This is a genomic window from Blastopirellula sp. J2-11 (assembly GCF_024584705.1).
GTDB lineage: Bacteria > Planctomycetota > Planctomycetia > Pirellulales > Pirellulaceae > Blastopirellula.
The window spans coordinates 3853449-3869775 of sequence record NZ_CP097384.1 but is presented as its reverse complement, the minus strand read 5'-3'; the positions used below and the strand labels follow the sequence as shown (position 1 = coordinate 3869775).

At 56.4% G+C, this 16327-nt stretch carries 15 protein-coding genes; 11 read left to right on the top strand and 4 right to left on the bottom strand.

From position 1 onward, the window contains the following. Positions 1-5 precede the first annotated feature (5 nt). Positions 6-899 (bottom strand): metal ABC transporter solute-binding protein, Zn/Mn family, encoded by an 894-nt coding sequence (locus M4951_RS15370; protein WP_262022537.1) that lies wholly within the window; start codon positions 897-899, stop codon positions 6-8. Between the two features lie 227 nt (positions 900-1126). Here M4951_RS15370 and M4951_RS15365 point away from each other — a divergent pair, with 227 nt between their 5' ends. The 7 genes from M4951_RS15365 to M4951_RS15335 all read left to right on the top strand — a co-directional run bounded on the left by M4951_RS15365 (position 1127) and on the right by M4951_RS15335 (position 10880). Further along, positions 1127-1735, top strand: coding sequence for a GNAT family N-acetyltransferase (locus M4951_RS15365; RefSeq protein ID WP_262022536.1), 609 nt, complete (start codon positions 1127-1129; stop codon positions 1733-1735). 218 nt (positions 1736-1953) lie between these two features. Then, a complete protein-coding gene (locus tag M4951_RS15360; protein WP_262022535.1) occupies positions 1954-3213 on the top strand; it encodes a M16 family metallopeptidase in 1260 nt (419 codons plus the stop codon). Then, positions 3197-4429, top strand: coding sequence for a M16 family metallopeptidase (locus tag M4951_RS15355; protein WP_262022534.1), 1233 nt, complete (start codon positions 3197-3199; stop codon positions 4427-4429). The genes M4951_RS15360 and M4951_RS15355 overlap by 17 nt, the downstream gene beginning before the upstream one ends. A 440-nt stretch (positions 4430-4869) precedes the next feature. Next, the gene (locus M4951_RS15350; RefSeq protein WP_262022533.1) at positions 4870-5286 is read left to right on the top strand and encodes a hypothetical protein; all 417 of its coding nucleotides are present in this window, start codon (positions 4870-4872) and stop codon (positions 5284-5286) included. 106 nt (positions 5287-5392) lie between these two features. Further along, positions 5393-8836, top strand: a complete 3444-nt coding sequence (locus tag M4951_RS15345) for a pyruvate carboxylase (RefSeq protein ID WP_262022532.1) — start codon at positions 5393-5395, stop codon at positions 8834-8836. 2 nt (positions 8837-8838) lie between these two features. Continuing rightward, complete coding sequence (locus M4951_RS15340; protein ID WP_262022531.1) at positions 8839-9624, top strand: biotin--[acetyl-CoA-carboxylase] ligase; 786 nt, start codon at positions 8839-8841, stop codon at positions 9622-9624. Between the two features lie 101 nt (positions 9625-9725). Continuing rightward, positions 9726-10880, top strand: coding sequence for an FG-GAP repeat domain-containing protein (locus tag M4951_RS15335; protein WP_262022530.1), 1155 nt, complete (start codon positions 9726-9728; stop codon positions 10878-10880). A gap of 2 nt (positions 10881-10882) precedes the next feature. Here the strand turns inward: M4951_RS15335 and M4951_RS15330 are convergent, their stop codons facing one another. Next, positions 10883-11680 carry a TrmH family RNA methyltransferase gene (locus M4951_RS15330; protein WP_262022529.1) on the bottom strand — a complete coding sequence of 266 codons (798 nt, stop codon included), beginning with the start codon at positions 11678-11680 and terminating at the stop codon, positions 10883-10885. 165 nt (positions 11681-11845) lie between these two features. Next, the gene (locus M4951_RS15325) at positions 11846-12136 is read right to left on the bottom strand and encodes a hypothetical protein (RefSeq protein ID WP_262022528.1); all 291 of its coding nucleotides are present in this window, start codon (positions 12134-12136) and stop codon (positions 11846-11848) included. 287 nt (positions 12137-12423) lie between these two features. Between M4951_RS15325 and M4951_RS15320 the strand changes: the two genes are divergently transcribed. Together M4951_RS15320 and M4951_RS15315 are read left to right on the top strand one after the other, a co-directional pair. After that, positions 12424-12654, top strand: coding sequence for a hypothetical protein (locus M4951_RS15320; RefSeq protein WP_262022527.1), 231 nt, complete (start codon positions 12424-12426; stop codon positions 12652-12654). Positions 12655-12726: 72 nt separating this feature from the next. Continuing rightward, a complete protein-coding gene (locus tag M4951_RS15315; RefSeq protein WP_262022526.1) occupies positions 12727-13674 on the top strand; it encodes an NAD(P)-dependent alcohol dehydrogenase in 948 nt (315 codons plus the stop codon). Positions 13675-13749: 75 nt separating this feature from the next. On the opposite strand, the gene M4951_RS15310 is transcribed toward M4951_RS15315, so the two are convergent. Continuing rightward, positions 13750-14208: a hypothetical protein gene (locus tag M4951_RS15310; RefSeq protein ID WP_262022525.1), complete on the bottom strand. Its 459-nt coding sequence runs from the start codon at positions 14206-14208 to the stop codon at positions 13750-13752. Positions 14209-14404: 196 nt separating this feature from the next. Between M4951_RS15310 and M4951_RS15305 the strand changes: the two genes are divergently transcribed. Together M4951_RS15305 and M4951_RS15300 are read left to right on the top strand one after the other, a co-directional pair. Further along, a complete protein-coding gene (locus tag M4951_RS15305; RefSeq protein WP_262022524.1) occupies positions 14405-15457 on the top strand; it encodes an NAD-dependent epimerase/dehydratase family protein in 1053 nt (350 codons plus the stop codon). Between the two features lie 26 nt (positions 15458-15483). Further along, on the top strand, positions 15484-16155 hold the full coding sequence (locus M4951_RS15300) for a vitamin K epoxide reductase family protein (RefSeq protein WP_262022523.1): 672 nt from the start codon (positions 15484-15486) through the stop codon (positions 16153-16155). Positions 16156-16327 lie beyond the last annotated feature (172 nt).

The window sequence follows — 16327 nt, the reverse complement described above, 5'->3', positions numbered from 1 at the left end:
ACCGATTATTTTAACCCTGCCGCAATCGTCAACACGTTTTCGCGCATCATGCCGATGTAGGTTTCGCCGGCCGAACCGGGAGGTCCCATTGAATCGGAATAGAGCGTGCCGCCGACGACGACGCCTGCCTCATCGGCGATTTGGCGAATCATCACCGGGCTGACCGACGTTTCGACAAAGATTGAGCGGACTCCGAAGCTGCGAATCGACTCGACCGTTTCCCGTCGTCGCTCAGGCGTCACTCCTCCGCCCACTTCCGATCCAGTCGACCAGCCAACCGGCGTCGCCGCGGTGAAATGGTATTCGCGACAGAAATAGTTGAACGCATCGTGACTGGTGACCAAGATTCGTTTTTCAACTGGTATTGCATTCATCTGCTTTCGAACCCAACCATCTAGCGTACGCAACTCATCCAAATAGAGTTGAGCCCGAGCGTGATATTGGTCGCGATGCGCCGGATCATATTGGCTGACCGCATCACGAATGTTACGCACATAAACGGCGGCGTTGGCCGGCGAGAACCAGGCATGCGGATCGTGCGCTGTGCCGTTATTGATCTCCAGCGGCGTGGCGCCGTTCGCGCAACTCGTGATCGGTTTGTTGGCGTTTTCGGCCAGTTTGCGCATCCAGTCGGCGCCTTCCAGATGCCAGCCGTTGTCAAAACAGAGAGCCGAACGCGAAACCAGAGCGGCGTCGTTGGGTTTAATCTCATAGACGTGCGGGTCTTGGCCGGCGGCGAGGATCGACCGAACTTCCATCTGATCCCCGACCACCTGTCGGGCAAAATCAGCGACCTGGGTCGTGGAGCATACAATCAGCGGCTTCGGATCATCCGCTAAAGCGATTGAAGACGAGGTTAATGCTAGTAGGATCGCTGTAGAGGTAGAAAAAGCTCGCATTTTTCGACTCACGCAAAAAATTTTTTGGCTCATCAAAAAGTATAGGAGTCGCCCCGTAGCGGCGTCAATTCCTTTTGTGGAGGATTTCTGGAGCAATTCAGCGGCAAAATCGGTCCAAACGTCAGCCAGAGAGGTAGTCTCGCCCGAGAGTGCTAGCGGGGTCGAAAATTGACCCAAGGGAGCGACCGCGATAAATTGCAAGAACGCTTCGATGGACGACGACCGAGATGAATCCTCAAATTCGACGCTACGTTACGACGGACGTGGTAGACCCGGTGACACTGACTTACTTCAAACGTTACCGCATGGAGATCGATCTGGCGGAGGTTCCCGCCCAGCCGATCTTGCTTCCCCCAGCCTATCGTTTCGTTTCCTGGCGGCCTGAGCTGATCGACGCCCACGCGGCGAGCAAATTTGAGAGTTTTCGCTGGGAAATCGACGCAAACGTCTTTCCTTGTCTAGGAGACGCCGAAGGCTGTCGGCGGTTGATGACCGAGATCTCACACCGCGAAGGGTTCATCCCCGGTGCGACCTGGTTGGCCGAATACAAAGAGGAAACGACCGGAATGATGCTGCCGGTTGGGACGGTCCAAGGGGTCGCCGACCGATCTGGGCACGGTTCGATCCAAAATCTGGGAGTCGTTCCCGAGCATCGCGGCAGCGGGTTGGGCGGACGCTTGCTGCTCAAGGCGCTGCAAGGTTTTTACGACTACGGTCTGCAGCATGCCTTCTTGGAAGTCACCGCCCAAAACGAAGGGGCGATACGTCTGTACGAACGACTGGGTTTCCGGATTTCTCGCACCGTTTATAAAGCGGTCGAGGCCGCCTGTTCTTGACGCCGGTTTGCTTCACGCTGCGGCTATTCGGCGAAAAGCCGAATGTCTAAATCCTAATGTCTCGTGGAGAAAAAATGTCATTAGACATTAGGATTTAGTCATTCGACATTTCCTCAAACGCTTGGTTTCGACGTGGAATCCCTCATCCACTCAGGTTGTCACTTAACCAGGTTCTGTCTCTAATATGGGGCTTGTTTTCCCTGTCCCGTGGAATGCGTATGTCTCCTAGCGATTCGTCCACTATCCGTCACGAAACCCTGGCCAACGGCATGACGCTGGTGGTGGAGCAAATGCCGTGGCTCGAATCGGCCGCGTTTGCTTTGCTCACCCCGTCCGGCAGCGCCAGTGATTCCAAAACGCAAGTTGGCGTCAGCAATCTGTTGTGCGACTGGACGCAGCGCGGCTGCGGAAATCGAGACAGCCGCCAGTTTATCGAAGACCTGGACAATCTCGGCGTCTCGCGGGGCGCCGGCGTTTCGACTTCGCATACCAGCTTTGGAGGCGCGGTGCTGGCCGAGAATCTCGGCCGCACGTTAGCGATTTACGCCGATGTCGTGCAACGGCCCCATTTGCCGGAAGACGAATTCGACGAAGCCCAACTAGTGTGCCTGCAAGAGCTGCGAGCGCTGGAAGACGATCTCTCTCAACAGGCGATGCTGCAACTGCGCAAGCAAGTTTACGCCGATCCTTGGGGCCGCGCGTCGTATGGCGATGTCGCTTCGGTCGAAGCGTTGACGTCCGAAATCGCCAAGGCCCACTTCGCCGCAAACTATCGTCCCAACGGCACGATTCTGGCGATCGCCGGCAATATTGACTGGGATCAAACGCGCGCGGACGTGCTGCGATTGTTTAGCGATTGGAAGATGGCCGCCGAAGCGCCGATTGTGGAAACGCCGGCCGAAGGAATCTATCGCCATCTCCCGTTTGATTCGAACCAGACGCATATCGGGGTAGGCTACGAATGCGTACCTTATAACCATCCCGATTATTTCCTTGCTCGCGCTGCGGTCGGCGTGCTGAGCGACGGGATGAGTTCGCGACTATTTACCGAAGTTCGCGAAAATCGCGGGCTCTGCTATACCGTTTTCGCGTCGATCAATACGCTGCTGGATCGGGCCAGCGTCTTGTGTTACGCCGGTACGAGCACCGAGCGTGCGCAAGAGACGCTGGACGTATTGATGGGCGAACTGGTTCGCATTCGCGAAGGCATCGAAGAAAGCGAACTGACGCGGCTGAAGGCTCGCATCAAAAGCTCGCTGGTGATGCAGCAAGAATCGAGTTCATCCCGTGCGTCCTCGTTGGCCAGCGACTGGCGCCATCTGGGGCGCGTTCGCACGCTGGACGAATTGACGTCGATTCTGGACGGCTTGAGCTGCGATTCGATCAACCGCTATTTGCAAGACAACCCGCCGCACGATTTCCGTTTCACCACGGTCGGCGCTGAAAAATTGGAGATTCCCGTTGCAGTTTCGCCATGAAGTTCTCGACAACGGTCTGCAGATCGTTGCTGAGATTAACCCCAACGCTTACTCGCTCGCTTCCGCCTTCTTTGTCAAAACAGGATCGCGGGATGAAACGGCGGAAATTGCCGGCGTAAGCCATTTTCTAGAGCACATGGTGTTCAAGGGAACGCCGCGTCGTTCGGCGGCCGACGTCAATCGCGAACTGGACGAAATGGGCTCGCAGGCCAACGCCTACACCAGCGAAGAGCAGACCGTTTACTACGCTGTCGTGCTGCCCGAGCTGCAAGAGCAAGTGGTCGACCTGCTGGCCGACATCATGCGTCCTTCGCTGCGCGTTTCCGATTTCGAAACGGAGAAGCAGGTGATCTTGGAAGAGATCATGAAGTACGACGACCAGCCTCCGTTTGGCGGTCACGAGCGAATCATGGCGTCGTTCTTCGGCAAGCATCCCCTGGGAAATAGCGTGCTCGGCACGGCCGAGACCGTTGGCGCGCTGTCGGCCGATCGGATGATGGATTATTTCAATCGCCGTTATAGTCCTCACAACATGGTGTTGGCCGCATCAGGACGCGTTGACTTTGACGCGCTAGTCGAGCAAGCGAAACGGCATTGCGGCGATTGGGAACGCTCCGAAACGTCGCGCGATCTGTCGCGACCGGCAGGCATGCCCGGCTTTGAGGTGATTCACAAAGAAACGGCCGCCCAAGAATACTTGATTCAGTTAGCCGATTGTCCGGCGTCAGAAGACGCTGATCGATTCGCCGCGCGATTGCTGACGACGATCTTTGGCGATGACACCGGCAGTCGACTCTTTTGGGCGCTGGTCGATCCTGGCTTGGCCGAATTCGCTTCGTCCGATCCATACGAGTTTCAGTCGGCCGGCGTTTTCATGAACTATCTCTGCTGCAGTCCAGAGGAAGCGGCTAGCAACCTGGCGATCCTGACCGAAGAGATCGCCAAGCTTGAGAAAAGCGGCGTGACCCTGGCGGAACTGGATCAAGCCAAAAACAAGGTTTGCTCGAGTACGGTCTTGCGCAGCGAGCGTCCTTCGAGCCGATTGTTCTCGGTTGGTAACGGTTGGATCCAACGCGGCAAATACCACACCGTCGCCGAATCGGTCGCCGCCTACAAAAGCGTAACGCTGGACGATGTCCATGCCGTTCTGGCGAAGTATCCGCTGTCGAAGAGCAACACGCTGGCGATCGGCCCGCTCGCCGAGTTAGCGCGATAGTGGAAAGATTCAACCACATTCCCGCGACTCGCGTTTTTTGAAGTTGCGCTATTTGCAATTCACGAACGATCGAACACGAATGAAGGACGTTATTACGGCCAGAACCAACCGCAAATCGTCACACTAGCCCGCCAGCGCCAGCGAGGGAATAGAGTTGGCGATCCTAACACGGATTGAAGTGGCGAGCCGTATTCCCTCGCTGGCGCTGGCGGGCTAGTGTTCGATGGATTCGAAATAGCGCAATTTCAACACGCACGTCTCGGGCTACGCTCTGCGCGTTTCTCCCTAGAACCGGCAAGATCGTCCTGCCCGGAACGGCGGCAGTGCATTTCCGCGGCGATGCCAGCAAATCGTTGGTTTTCACCGTTCGATCGCGGCGATAACAATAGCTAGCACGAAGCCTGTTTCTCGCTGCGCGATTCGTAATGGAGTCTTTCGCGATGGTTCTTCCCCGCCTGACTGCGCTGTTATTAGCGTTTTCGCTGTTCGCTTTGGCTGCAAGTTCGGCGGAAGCTGGGTGGCCAAGATTTGGCCGCTGGTTTGGCGAGGGATGGTCCAACGGTTATCACGCTCCCGGCAGTCATTGGTCAGAGGCAAAGATCAATTCTTCGCAATATGCCGTCAGTACCGGCGAAGTTTACGTACCCGGTCAAATCGATCATTTGCCCCGTCTGTGGCATTTGCCGTTTATGCCGCCGCCGACCGAAGCGCTGCCGGTCGACAATTGCCCGAATTGCCGCAAGCAAATCGGCGAGCCGGGAATGCTGGAAATGCCGCAAGATTCGATCGAGCCGCTGCTAAATCAGCCGCCGATGGTCGAGCCGGTTCCGGCCGTGCCGCTCAATCGCGGGGCATAGCTGCCGGGCTACCGTAACTTTTGCTATACTGCGGCCGTTTCTAACGCGGCCGAGCGCTGCGCGTCAACGCGTTCTTACCCAGCCTTGCGCACCAGTATTTTGCATCATGAAGAGCATTAAAAAACTGTTGGTGGCGAATCGTAGCGAAATCGCCATTCGTATCTTCCGCAGCGCCCACGAGTTAGGCATTCGCACCGTCGCGATGTACTCGTACGAAGACCGCTTTGCGCTGCATCGCTTCAAAGCGGACGAAGCGTACCAGGTCGGGACGCAGGGCGAACCAGTTCGCGCCTATCTCGACATCGACAGCGTGATCCGACTTTGTCGCGAGCATAAAATCGACGCCGTGCATCCCGGTTACGGCTTCATGTCGGAGAATCCGGACTTGGCGCGTGCTTGCGAGGAAAATGGGATCATTTTTGTCGGGCCCAGCGTCGATTGCCTAGAGCGTCTGGGAGATAAGACGGCCGCTCGAGCGATCGCTGAACAGGCCAATGTTCCCGTGCTGAGCGGCAGTCCCAAGGCGATTTCGACCGCCGACGAAGGGCGAAAGCTGGCCGAGAAGCTCGGCTTTCCGATCATTTTGAAAGCGGCCAAAGGGGGCGGCGGACGCGGGATGCGCGTCGTCCGCGAAGCCGCCGAGTTTGACGCGTCGTTTGATTCGGCGACGCGCGAATCGCAGTCGGCGTTTGGCAGTCCCGACATTTTTGTCGAGAAATACATCGAACAAGCGCGGCACATCGAAGTGCAACTGATGGGGGATCGCCACGGCGATCTGGTCCACCTGTTCGAGCGTGATTGCTCGGTCCAACGCCGCCATCAGAAGGTGGTTGAGATCGCACCGGCGCCCAATTTGTTGCCGGAAGTGCGTGATGCGCTCTGCGAAGCGGCGATCAAAATCGGCAAAGAAGTCGGCTATCAGAACGCGGGCACCGTTGAATTTTTGGTCGACAAAAAATCGAACCAATTCTTCTTTATCGAGGTCAATCCGCGAATTCAGGTCGAGCATACCGTCACCGAAGAAGTGACCGGCGTCGACGTCGTCAAAACGCAGATCTTGATCGCGCAGGGAGAAAAACTGAGTCACCCCGATATTGATCTGGGCGATCAAAGCAAAGTGCAAACTGTCGGTTTTGCGCTGCAGTGTCGCGTGACGACCGAAGATCCGGCCAATAACTTTTTGCCCGACTATGGCCGCGTCAGCCATTATCGTTCGGCCAGCGGCATGGGGATTCGTCTGGACGCCGGCAGCGCCTTCTCGGGCGCCGTCGTGCATCCTTACTACGATTCGATGCTGGTGAAAGTCAGTGCTCGGGGGCGCCAGTTTTTGGCCGCTGTGAAGCGCATGGAGCGAGCTCTGCAAGAGTTCCGGGTCCGCGGCGTCAAAACGAACATCCCGTTTTTGATTCGACTGATGTCGAACAAGACGTTCCTCGCCGGCGATTGCACGACCCGTTTTATCGACGAAACGCCCGATCTCTTCAATTTCCCGATTCGCCGCGATCGGGCGACCAAATTGCTCTCTTATCTGGGCGAAATCGCCGTCAACGGCAACGAATTGGTGAAAGGACGCCCGGTCGCTGTGCGCCGCGATCCGGCGCCGCTGCCTACTTACAGCGTGAAGGGAAATCCGCCGGTTGGAATGCGGCAGAAATACCAAGAGCTGGGCGCCGCCAAATTTGGACAGTGGATTCGAGAGCAAAAGCCGCTGCTCTATACCGACACGACGTTCCGCGACGCGCATCAGTCGTTGTTGGCGACTCGCGTGCGTACGCATGATCTGGTGACCATCGCGGAGGCCTATTCGCGACTCTGCCCGCAGCTGTTTTCTTTGGAGATGTGGGGAGGCGCGACGTTTGACACCAGCATGCGGTTCCTGAAGGAAGACCCCTGGCGGCGTCTGACCGACATGCGGGAGAAGGTTCCGAACATCTTGTTCCAGATGTTGCTGCGAGCTTCGAACGCCGTCGGCTATACCAATTATCCTGACAACGTCGTCACGGCGTTTGTCGAAGAAGCGGCTGCGGCCGGCATCGACGTCTTCCGCGTTTTTGACGCGCTCAACTGGGCGCCCAACATGCAGATCGCGATGGAAGCGGTCGAGAAGACCGGCGCCATCTGCGAAGCGTCGATTTGCTATACCGGCGACATCTCGGATCCCAAACGGGACAAGTACTCGCTGAAGTACTACGTTGATCTGGCCAAGCAGCTCGAGAAGATGGGCGCTCATATCTTGGCGATCAAAGATATGGCGGGGCTCTGCAAGCCGTACGCGGCCGAAAAGTTGGTCAAGACGCTCAAGCAAGAGGTCGGCCTGCCGATTCACTTCCATACGCATGACACCGCCGGCACTCAGGCGGGGGCGATTTTGAAAGCGTCGGAAGTTGGGCTCGACATCGCTGACGCCGCGATGGCCCCCTGGTCCGGCGGCACTTCTCAGCCCAACTTGAATACGATGGTCGAGGCGCTCCGCAATACCGACCGCGACGGCGACTTGGATACCGACGCGCTCGATGGCATCGCCGAATACTGGCGAGCCGTGCGTGAGTTCTACACGCCGTTTGAAGCGATCGTGCTGCCGGCCAACGCCGACTTGTACCGTCACGAGATGCCAGGCGGTCAGTACACCAACCTGTTCCAGCAAGCCCGTGCGCTCGGTCTGGCCGATCAATGGGCCGACATCTGCCGGATCTACGCCGACGTGAACCAGTTGTTTGGCGACATCGTCAAAGTGACGCCCACCTCGAAAGCGGTTGGCGACATGGCGTTGTTTTTGGTCGCCAACAATCTGACCACGGCCGACGTGCTGGATCCTCAGCGAGAATTGGCTTTCCCGGCTTCGGTCAAAGATTTGATCGGCGGTCGCATGGGACAGCCGCCAGGCGGTTTTCCCCCGGAGGTGCAGTCCCGCATCATGCGCGACGAGCCGATCATGACCGATCGTCCCGGCGCCGAGTTTACGCCGGCCGACTTTGCCGCCGCGACCGCGAGCGTCAAAAAGATGCTGGGCCGCGAGCCGCACCGCCGTGAAGTCGTCTCGTACCTGCTTTATCCCAAGGTCTACGAAGATTTCACCAAGCATGTCAAAAAGTATGGCGACGTCAGCACGTTGCCGACGCCGGTCTTCTTTTACGGGCAGCAGTCAGGCGAAGAGGCGGCGGTCGACATTGAAGTTGGCAAAACGTTGATCGTCAAATTTTTGACGGTGGGCGAACCGCATGTCGACGGAACCCGCGTCGCGTTCTTTGAACTGAATGGTCAACCGCGCGAAGTCGAAGTCATCGATCACAGCTTGGAATCGGACGTGCCGAAGCGGATTCAGGCCGATGCGGACGACGCCAAGCAAGTGGGGGCCGCGATGCCAGGCATGGTGGTGATGGTCGCTGTCGAAGTTGGCGATAAAGTCGCCAAAGGGCAAAAGCTGCTCTCGTTGGAAGCGATGAAGATGGAATCGACCATCTACAGCGAAGTCGAAGGCACTGTCGAGCAAGTGTTGGTCAAACCAGGCAGCCAGGTGCAGGCCGGCGACTTGTTGGTGAAATTGGCGTAGCGATGGATCCGTTTCCCCAAGCGGCGCTGGACGAAATTGCTCGCAGCGTCGGCGCCGCTGCGGTGGAAGCGCTGGCCGAACTTCCTTCGACCAGTCGCTATACCAAAGAACGTGCCGAAGTGATCGCGGCGACCTTGCCCTATGTCATCGTCGCCCAACGTCAGACTGCCGGCCGAGGTCGCGGCGATAACGCCTGGCATGCGACCGACGGTGCGTTGACCTTCACCGCGGTCTTTGATCAAGCGTCGCTGCCGATTCCGCTGCAGCGCTGGCCGCAGGCGTCGCTGATGACGGCGGTCGCCGTGGCCGAGGCGCTGGAGACGTTGGTTCCCGATGAATCCATCTTCGTCAAATGGCCGAATGACATCTATTGTCGTGGTCGCAAACTCTGCGGCATCTTGCTGGAACGAACCGATTCGCCGCGGCCGATGTTGCATTTGGGGATCGGCGTCAACGTGAACAATTCGCTCGCCGCGGCGCCGCAGGAAGTACAAGATCGGGCGATTTCGCTGGTCGAAATGAGTCACCACGAATTCTTTTTGCCCGACGTGCTGCTGGCGATTTTGCAGCGCATGCAGGCGAACTTCGCGTTGTGTGCAGACCGTCTGATTCCCCTGGCCGATGCGTGGCGGAGCCGTTGTTTGCTGTTGGGACGTAAAGTCGAAATTCAGTCCGGAGAACAAACGATCGTCGGGATTTGCGGCGGTATCGACGATTCTGGCGCTTTACTGGTTAATTCTCCGACGGGAGTTCGCCGAATCTTGGCTGGCGTGGTCACGCGGTTCTAGAAATCTGAAATAATCCAGCGCAAAATAGATGCGCCTCGCACGCGGAGTTTCCGCGTCGCTTCTCTCGCCTCCTACCGTGACTTTCGACTGAAAGGTCCCGCATGATGCTCTGTCGATCTCTGACCGCTTGTTCGCTGTTGTTGTTTGTCTTGCCGCTTGTTGTACGCGGCGAGGATGAACTGAAGTTTAAGAAACATCAAATCGAAACCAAGTTCCGCAGCGAAGGGGTCGCCGTCGGCGATTTCAATCGCGATGGCAAAATGGACATCGCCGCCGGCAGCGTCTGGTACGCCGCGCCTGATTGGGAAATGCACCTGATTCGCGCCAAAGCGGACGAGTACGATCCGAAAAACTACAGTGACTCGTTTTGCAACTTTGCTCAAGACGTCAACCACGACGGCTGGACTGACGTGCTGGTCGTCGACTTTCCAGGCAAGCAGACCTGGTGGTTTGAGAATCCCGGCAAAGGAGATGGTCCGTGGCCGCGTCATGAAATGGTCCCGGTGACCAATAACGAAAGCCCCGACATGCGCGATGTGACCGGCGACGGCAAGCGTGAGTTGGTCTTCTCGTTTGAGCCAGGCAAGAAAGTCGGCTACGCCGCTCCGGCGGAAGATCCGACGGCGCCGTGGATAATCACCGCCGTATCCGAAGAGAACGCGCCGGGAACCGATCGTTATTCGCATGGCATCGGCGCCGGCGACATTAACAACGATGGTCGTAACGACATCCTGGTCACCGAAGGCTGGTGGGAAGCGCCGGAAGATCGGAGCCAGACGCCGTGGAAGTTTCACCCGGCCAATTTCGGTGAAAAATGCGGGCACATGTATGTCTACGATTTTGATGGTGACGGCGACAATGACGTGATCAGCAGCAGCGCCCATGAATATGGCGTCTGGTGGTACGAGCAAACGCCGGAAGGTTTTCAGCGGCACATCATCGACAAGTCCTTTTCGCAGACCCACTCGTCGCACCTGGTCGATATGAACGGCGACGGTTTGCCAGATTATGTCACCGGCAAACGGCATTGGGCCCATGGCGGTCGCGATCCCGGGGGCAACGATCCGGCGATCATGTGCTGGTACGAACTGTCACGCAAAGATGGCAAAGCGGTTTGGACTGCACACATCTTTGACGACAACAGCGGCGTCGGCACGCAGTTTGAAGTGGCCGACATGAACGGCGACGGTTTGCTGGATGTCGTCACGTCCAACAAGCAAGGGGTTTTTTATCTCGAGCAACTTCCGCGCGAGTAGCCTTACAGCATGTAACCGTAGTGATAGAGAAACACGCCGGCAGCCATCGAAACGTTGAGCGAATCGCTGCCGCGGCTCATAGGGATCGTCACGCGGCGATCCGCCATCGCGACTAGATCGGCTTCGAGACCGAAGCCCTCGTTGCCAAACAGCAAGGCGGTGCGACGATGTCGCACCGTCTCTTTTTTTAAGGGAGTCGCTGATTCGTCCAGAACGGTCGCGATCAACTGAAAGTCGAGCGACCTGGCGACGTTCAATTGGTCGAGTAAGTTCGACGTTTCGACGATCGGTATTTTGAAGGCGTGACCCGTCGATACGCGCAGCGCTCGACGTGAATAAGGATCGCCGCAGCGATCATCTATCAAAAGGGCGTCGGCGCCAAAGGCGCTGCTGGCGCGAATCAAGCTGCCGAGATTTTCGGGATCAACTACTTGGGCGGCAATGATGAGCGTGAGACGTTCGGAGTCAGGCCATGCGATTTGCTGCAGATCGGACAAGACCGGGCGGCGCCCGCAGGCCATGACGCCGCGATGGAAATTAAAGCCGACCAATTCCTGCAGTTGGTCACGCGGCAGGCAATAGATCGGCGTCGCTTCACGACCCGCCGGCAGATCCGGCGTTTTAGAAAGGTCGTCGACCAGAATTGATTCGACTGCGAGCGTGCTGGACAACAGACGCTCGACCAGGAAGCGACTTTCGGCGATTAACAGGCCGGACGTGCGATATTTTCTCGAATTCGACAACCCACGATACGGAGCGAGCCGCGGATCGTCCAAGCTTTCCATTTTTTCGACGTTCATCCGCTTATTACAGCGATTCGCTTTTGCGGAATCAACCTCCGACAAGTTGGAAGGCGAAGAAAAAAAAGGGAGAACAAGCAGATGCCTGTTCCCCCTTCATTCATTCATTCACGGCAAGCGTGGTCGCACGACGATCATGTTGCGCGACCCGCGCTCATCCGGCAGTTAGTTGCAACCGCCGCCGACGGTGCACCCGCCGCCGACATTACAGCCGCCGGTGCTACAGGGGGAATACGAAGTGCTGCAACCGGTCGAACCGCAAGAGCGATATCCGCGGTGGCGATGAACGCGTCGAGCGCCGCCGCAGCGATGACGACCGAAAGCGACGACTGATTCGCTGCTGGAAGCAGAGAAGAAACCAGCGCTGGGAAGTGAGAAGGCGACGACCAACGCAATGGTCGCGGCGACAACAACAATCCATCGAGCAGCTTGATTCAGTGATTGAGCCATCTTCATGCGAAGAATCCTCCGTGCAAATGGGGGGAAATAGAAAACAGTTGCCGGTTAAGAAGCAAAGGGCATACCGGCAGAGTTTATTGTTGCACGCGACTCAACCGTTGTGGATGCCCCACAAACAGTTTGCGGGTTGCTTGAACCCCGTAGCTTGCCAAGTCTGCCAGTGACGGGGGATGAGTCAAAATCGGCCTGTCCTGGCACGACGCTTGCTTAAGGTGAGCACAGCTTGAAATTGAACGACGAACTTCGAGGTCAAGCAATTCCATTTCCCATGAAGGAGCGAACCCATGCTTAATTCGTTATGCGATGAAATGCCAAAATTGACGCGGGAAGAAATTCAGGCACGCTGCGAAGCGATTCGAATGAACTGGAGCGGCGCCGAAAAAATCAAACGCAAAATCGACGGCGAGCGCCGTATTCGCGTCCTGGATCAAACGCTTCGTCATGGTTCGGTCGAAGTCAATCGGCGTCGCAGCTATGCTGGGGTTATCCACTTGGCCCGTTTGATCGCTGGGTAGTTTGCAGCGATTCGCTTGGCCGAAGCCAAAGCGGCGTCTTCCCAGGATGAACCTTTCACAGAACGCAATCCCGTGAAGAGCATCGCGATTCAATCGTACGGACCTGCAACGCGACTCCAAGTGATGGATTTGCCCCGTCCAGAAGTGGCCCCCGATCAATTGTTGATTCGGGTCAAAGCGGCGAGCGTTAATCCAATCGATTGGAAGATTCGGTATGGCGAACTGCGCTGGATACTACCGCTCAAGTTTCCTGCAGTTCTGGGTTTTGATGTCGCCGGCGAAATAGAATCGGTCGGCAGCAATCTGGCGACCCAGTGGACAGTGGGAGAAGAAGTTTGCGCTTACGCCAATCATGCGCCCGGCGGGGGCTACGCTGAATTTGTTTCTGTCGATGCGGAGTGCGTCGTACGGAAACCAGCGAATCTTTCTCCGATCGAAGCGGCGTCGTTTCCTTTGGCGGCGTCAACCGCTTGGCAAGCGCTGTTTGACATCTGCTCGCTGCGGCCCGGAGACAATGTGCTCGTGAACGGAGCCTCTGGCGGAGTCGGTGTCTTTGCAACTCAAATCGCCAAGATCCATCATGCGACGGTCACCGCCGTTTGCAGCGGGCGAAACGAATCGCTGATGCGTGAGTTGGGCGCCGATGACGTCATTAACTATCATCAAGTCGACTTCACACAGGCGAATCGTAAGTTCGATGTGATCTTTGACGCCGTTGGAAAAGCGTCGTATCGCGATTGCTGTCGCGTGCTCGACCGCAATGGGCGCTTTGCAACCACGCTCCCTTCGGCCGAGACGGCGGCGTTTACCGTGATTTCTAAATTTCAGCGGCGACGCTGCGGAATTATTTGGGCGTCGGCTCGTAAGAAAGACCTGCAAGCGATTTATGGTCTTGCCGAGCAGGGCAAACTACGCACGATTATCGACGAAGTTTTCTCGCTTGAGCAGGCTGCCGACGCCCATCGAAAGAGCGAAGATGGACACGCGGTTGGAAAAATTGTGCTGCAAGTTGCGGAGTGAGCCAAGGCTCTCTATCAGAGCGCAGCAACTCTATTACCAGTGCTAATGTCGGCGAGTGATCCGCAACGCCGTTGGTTAGTCCTTGTTCCCGCGATCGCGTTCGAGTGATTCCACGTACCACGTGGCGACGGCTCGCTCTTGTTTGCGGACGGCGATGATAAATTGAATGGCGCGGTCGGCGATCTCGCCTGCCAATTGTTGGACCAGGTTTTCGTTAGGTTCGGCGACTTCCGCCGTTGCGGCAGCACGGGTGAACTCATCCACAAAGTGCTCTGATTCACTCTTTAGCGTGTCGTCTTCTTCCCGCATCGTCTGCACATGCGATTCCAACGAAGGATCTTCTTGTTCGATTTGCAGATAGATGCTGACATGATCGTCCAGTTTGCGCAACAGCAACTGATGAACGGAGACGCAACAGGTCATCGCCGATTGACACCATTCGGGCAATTCGCCAGGAACGACAGGCGTCTCGAGTACATTTTCAAATTGTTCTAAGGCTTGGTGCAAATCTGGCGTTGCTTCGACTTTTCTCATAACGGTTCCTTCTCTTGCTAGGTACCCATTGCTCGAACTGGAATGTGCGGAGAAATGCATGGCTTGGCCCACTTCGGCGCCCGACTTGCGTGTTTTAATTCACAAGACGGAGTTCGACTTACCAGAATTGTTCGTTATTCGCACCGAAAGGGAAAGGAACATGAGTAGGGACGAGACTAAAAAAAGGGAACGCCCGGTGGTTCTTGTGACCGGCGGCGCAGGTTTAATCGGCAGCCGTGTGATCCTTAATCTGGCGGACTCCTATCAGGTGATCGGGCTCGATATCGATCTACCCCGCAGCGATCGAGCCGATATCGACTGGCGACAATGCGACCTGACCGATGATGAAAGTGTGCAAAAGACGTTGCAGGAAGTTCGTGATCGTTGGGGAAATCAACTCGCGAGCGTTGTCCATCTCGCGGCGTATTACGACTTCTCAGGCGAGCCGAGCTCGCTTTACGACGATTTGACCGTCGAAGGTACGCGAAGCGTTTTGCGCCATTTGCAGTCATTCGAGGTCGAGCAATTTATCTTTACCAGCACGCTGCTGGTTATGAAATCGTCAGAGAGCGGTCAATCGTTGACCAATCAATCGTCGGTGGAAGCGGAATGGGCTTACCCCCAATCGAAGTTGAAAACGGAACAGGTCATCGAGCAAGAGCGAGGAAAAATTCCCGCCCTCATTCTTCGTTTGGCTGGGGCTTATGACGAACAAGGGCACTCACCGCCGATTACGCAACAGATCAGCCGCATCTATGAGAAGCAGTTGGAGAGCTATTTCTTTCCTGGTGATAAAGATCATGGTCAATCTTTTGTCCATCTCGAGGACACGGTTGCGTCGATCCGCTGTGCGATTGAACAGCGTGCCGAATTGCCGCCGCTAGAACATCTGTTGATCGGCGAAGAAGAAGTAATGAGCTACGCCGAACTGCAGGATCAGATTGGCGAGCTGTTGCACGGTCAGCAGTGGCCCGCGATTCGGATTCCCAAAATGGTCGCTAAAGCGGGAGCTTGGGTGAAAGGTCAGTGGGCGACCGGCGACAACGCTCCCTTCATCAAACCGTGGATGATCGATTTGGCCGATCAAAATTACCCGATCAATATTCGTCGGGCCGAAACTCTGCTGGGCTGGAAACCGCAGCATTCTCTACGTGAAACGCTGCCGCAGATGATCGAACTGCTCCACCGCGATCCCCAGAAGTTTTATGAAATCAATCACCTACCGGTCGAGCATTTGCCCTCGACTTGAACGAAAGTGGAAGGAGGGGACGCACGATGACAGGTTCACTCAAAGGTTACCCGGCTGAATCGGCCGATCTGGAGGTTCGGGTCAGCCCCTATTCGTACAATCCGTCCGCGTGGTCGCAGCGATTGCCGATCTGCGTCTTGGCGTTTATCGCGTTTTTATTGGCGACCCACATGGGGCTGTACCAGTGGAGACTGATTGACGGCGTGTGGGATCCCGCATTTGGCGATCAAAGTCAACGCGTGCTCGACTCGGACGTCGCGAAAAAAATGCACCTTTGGATAGGCGTCCCCGATGCAATTCTTGGTGCGATCGCCTATTTGGGCGACGCCATCTTTGGATTGGCCGGGTCAACGCGGCGTTGGCAGTATCGCCCTTGGCTGGTGATCTTGTTCGGGATCGATGTGATTCCGCTGGGTCTGGTCAGCGGGATCTTGGTGATCTGTCAAGCGACAATTGTGGGGAATTGGTGTTTTCTGTGCCTGATTACGGCTGTTATTTCTCTGGTGCTCGTTGTGATGGCGTACGACGAAGTCTACGTTTCGCTGAAGTATCTCGCACTAGTTTGGAAAAAGACGAAAAGTCGAAAAATCGTTTGGCGAGCATTATGGGGTTTTCCTGAGAAGGCCGCAGATGAGGTCGCGCTCGAAATGATAGGGACGATTTCGGGTTCGGTTTCGCCTAACGCATTGTCAAAATAACCCGGAGGCGATCATGTGGGCCCGTGTTGTTGAATTTATGTTGTCTTGTTGGCTGGCGGCTAGTCCGTTTATATTTCATCATTCAGATAGCGCACGCGCACTTTGGTGGAACGACTACGTTACGGCCATCTGCGTTGGCGGCGCCTCGCTGTTATCCTATTGGCGACCGACA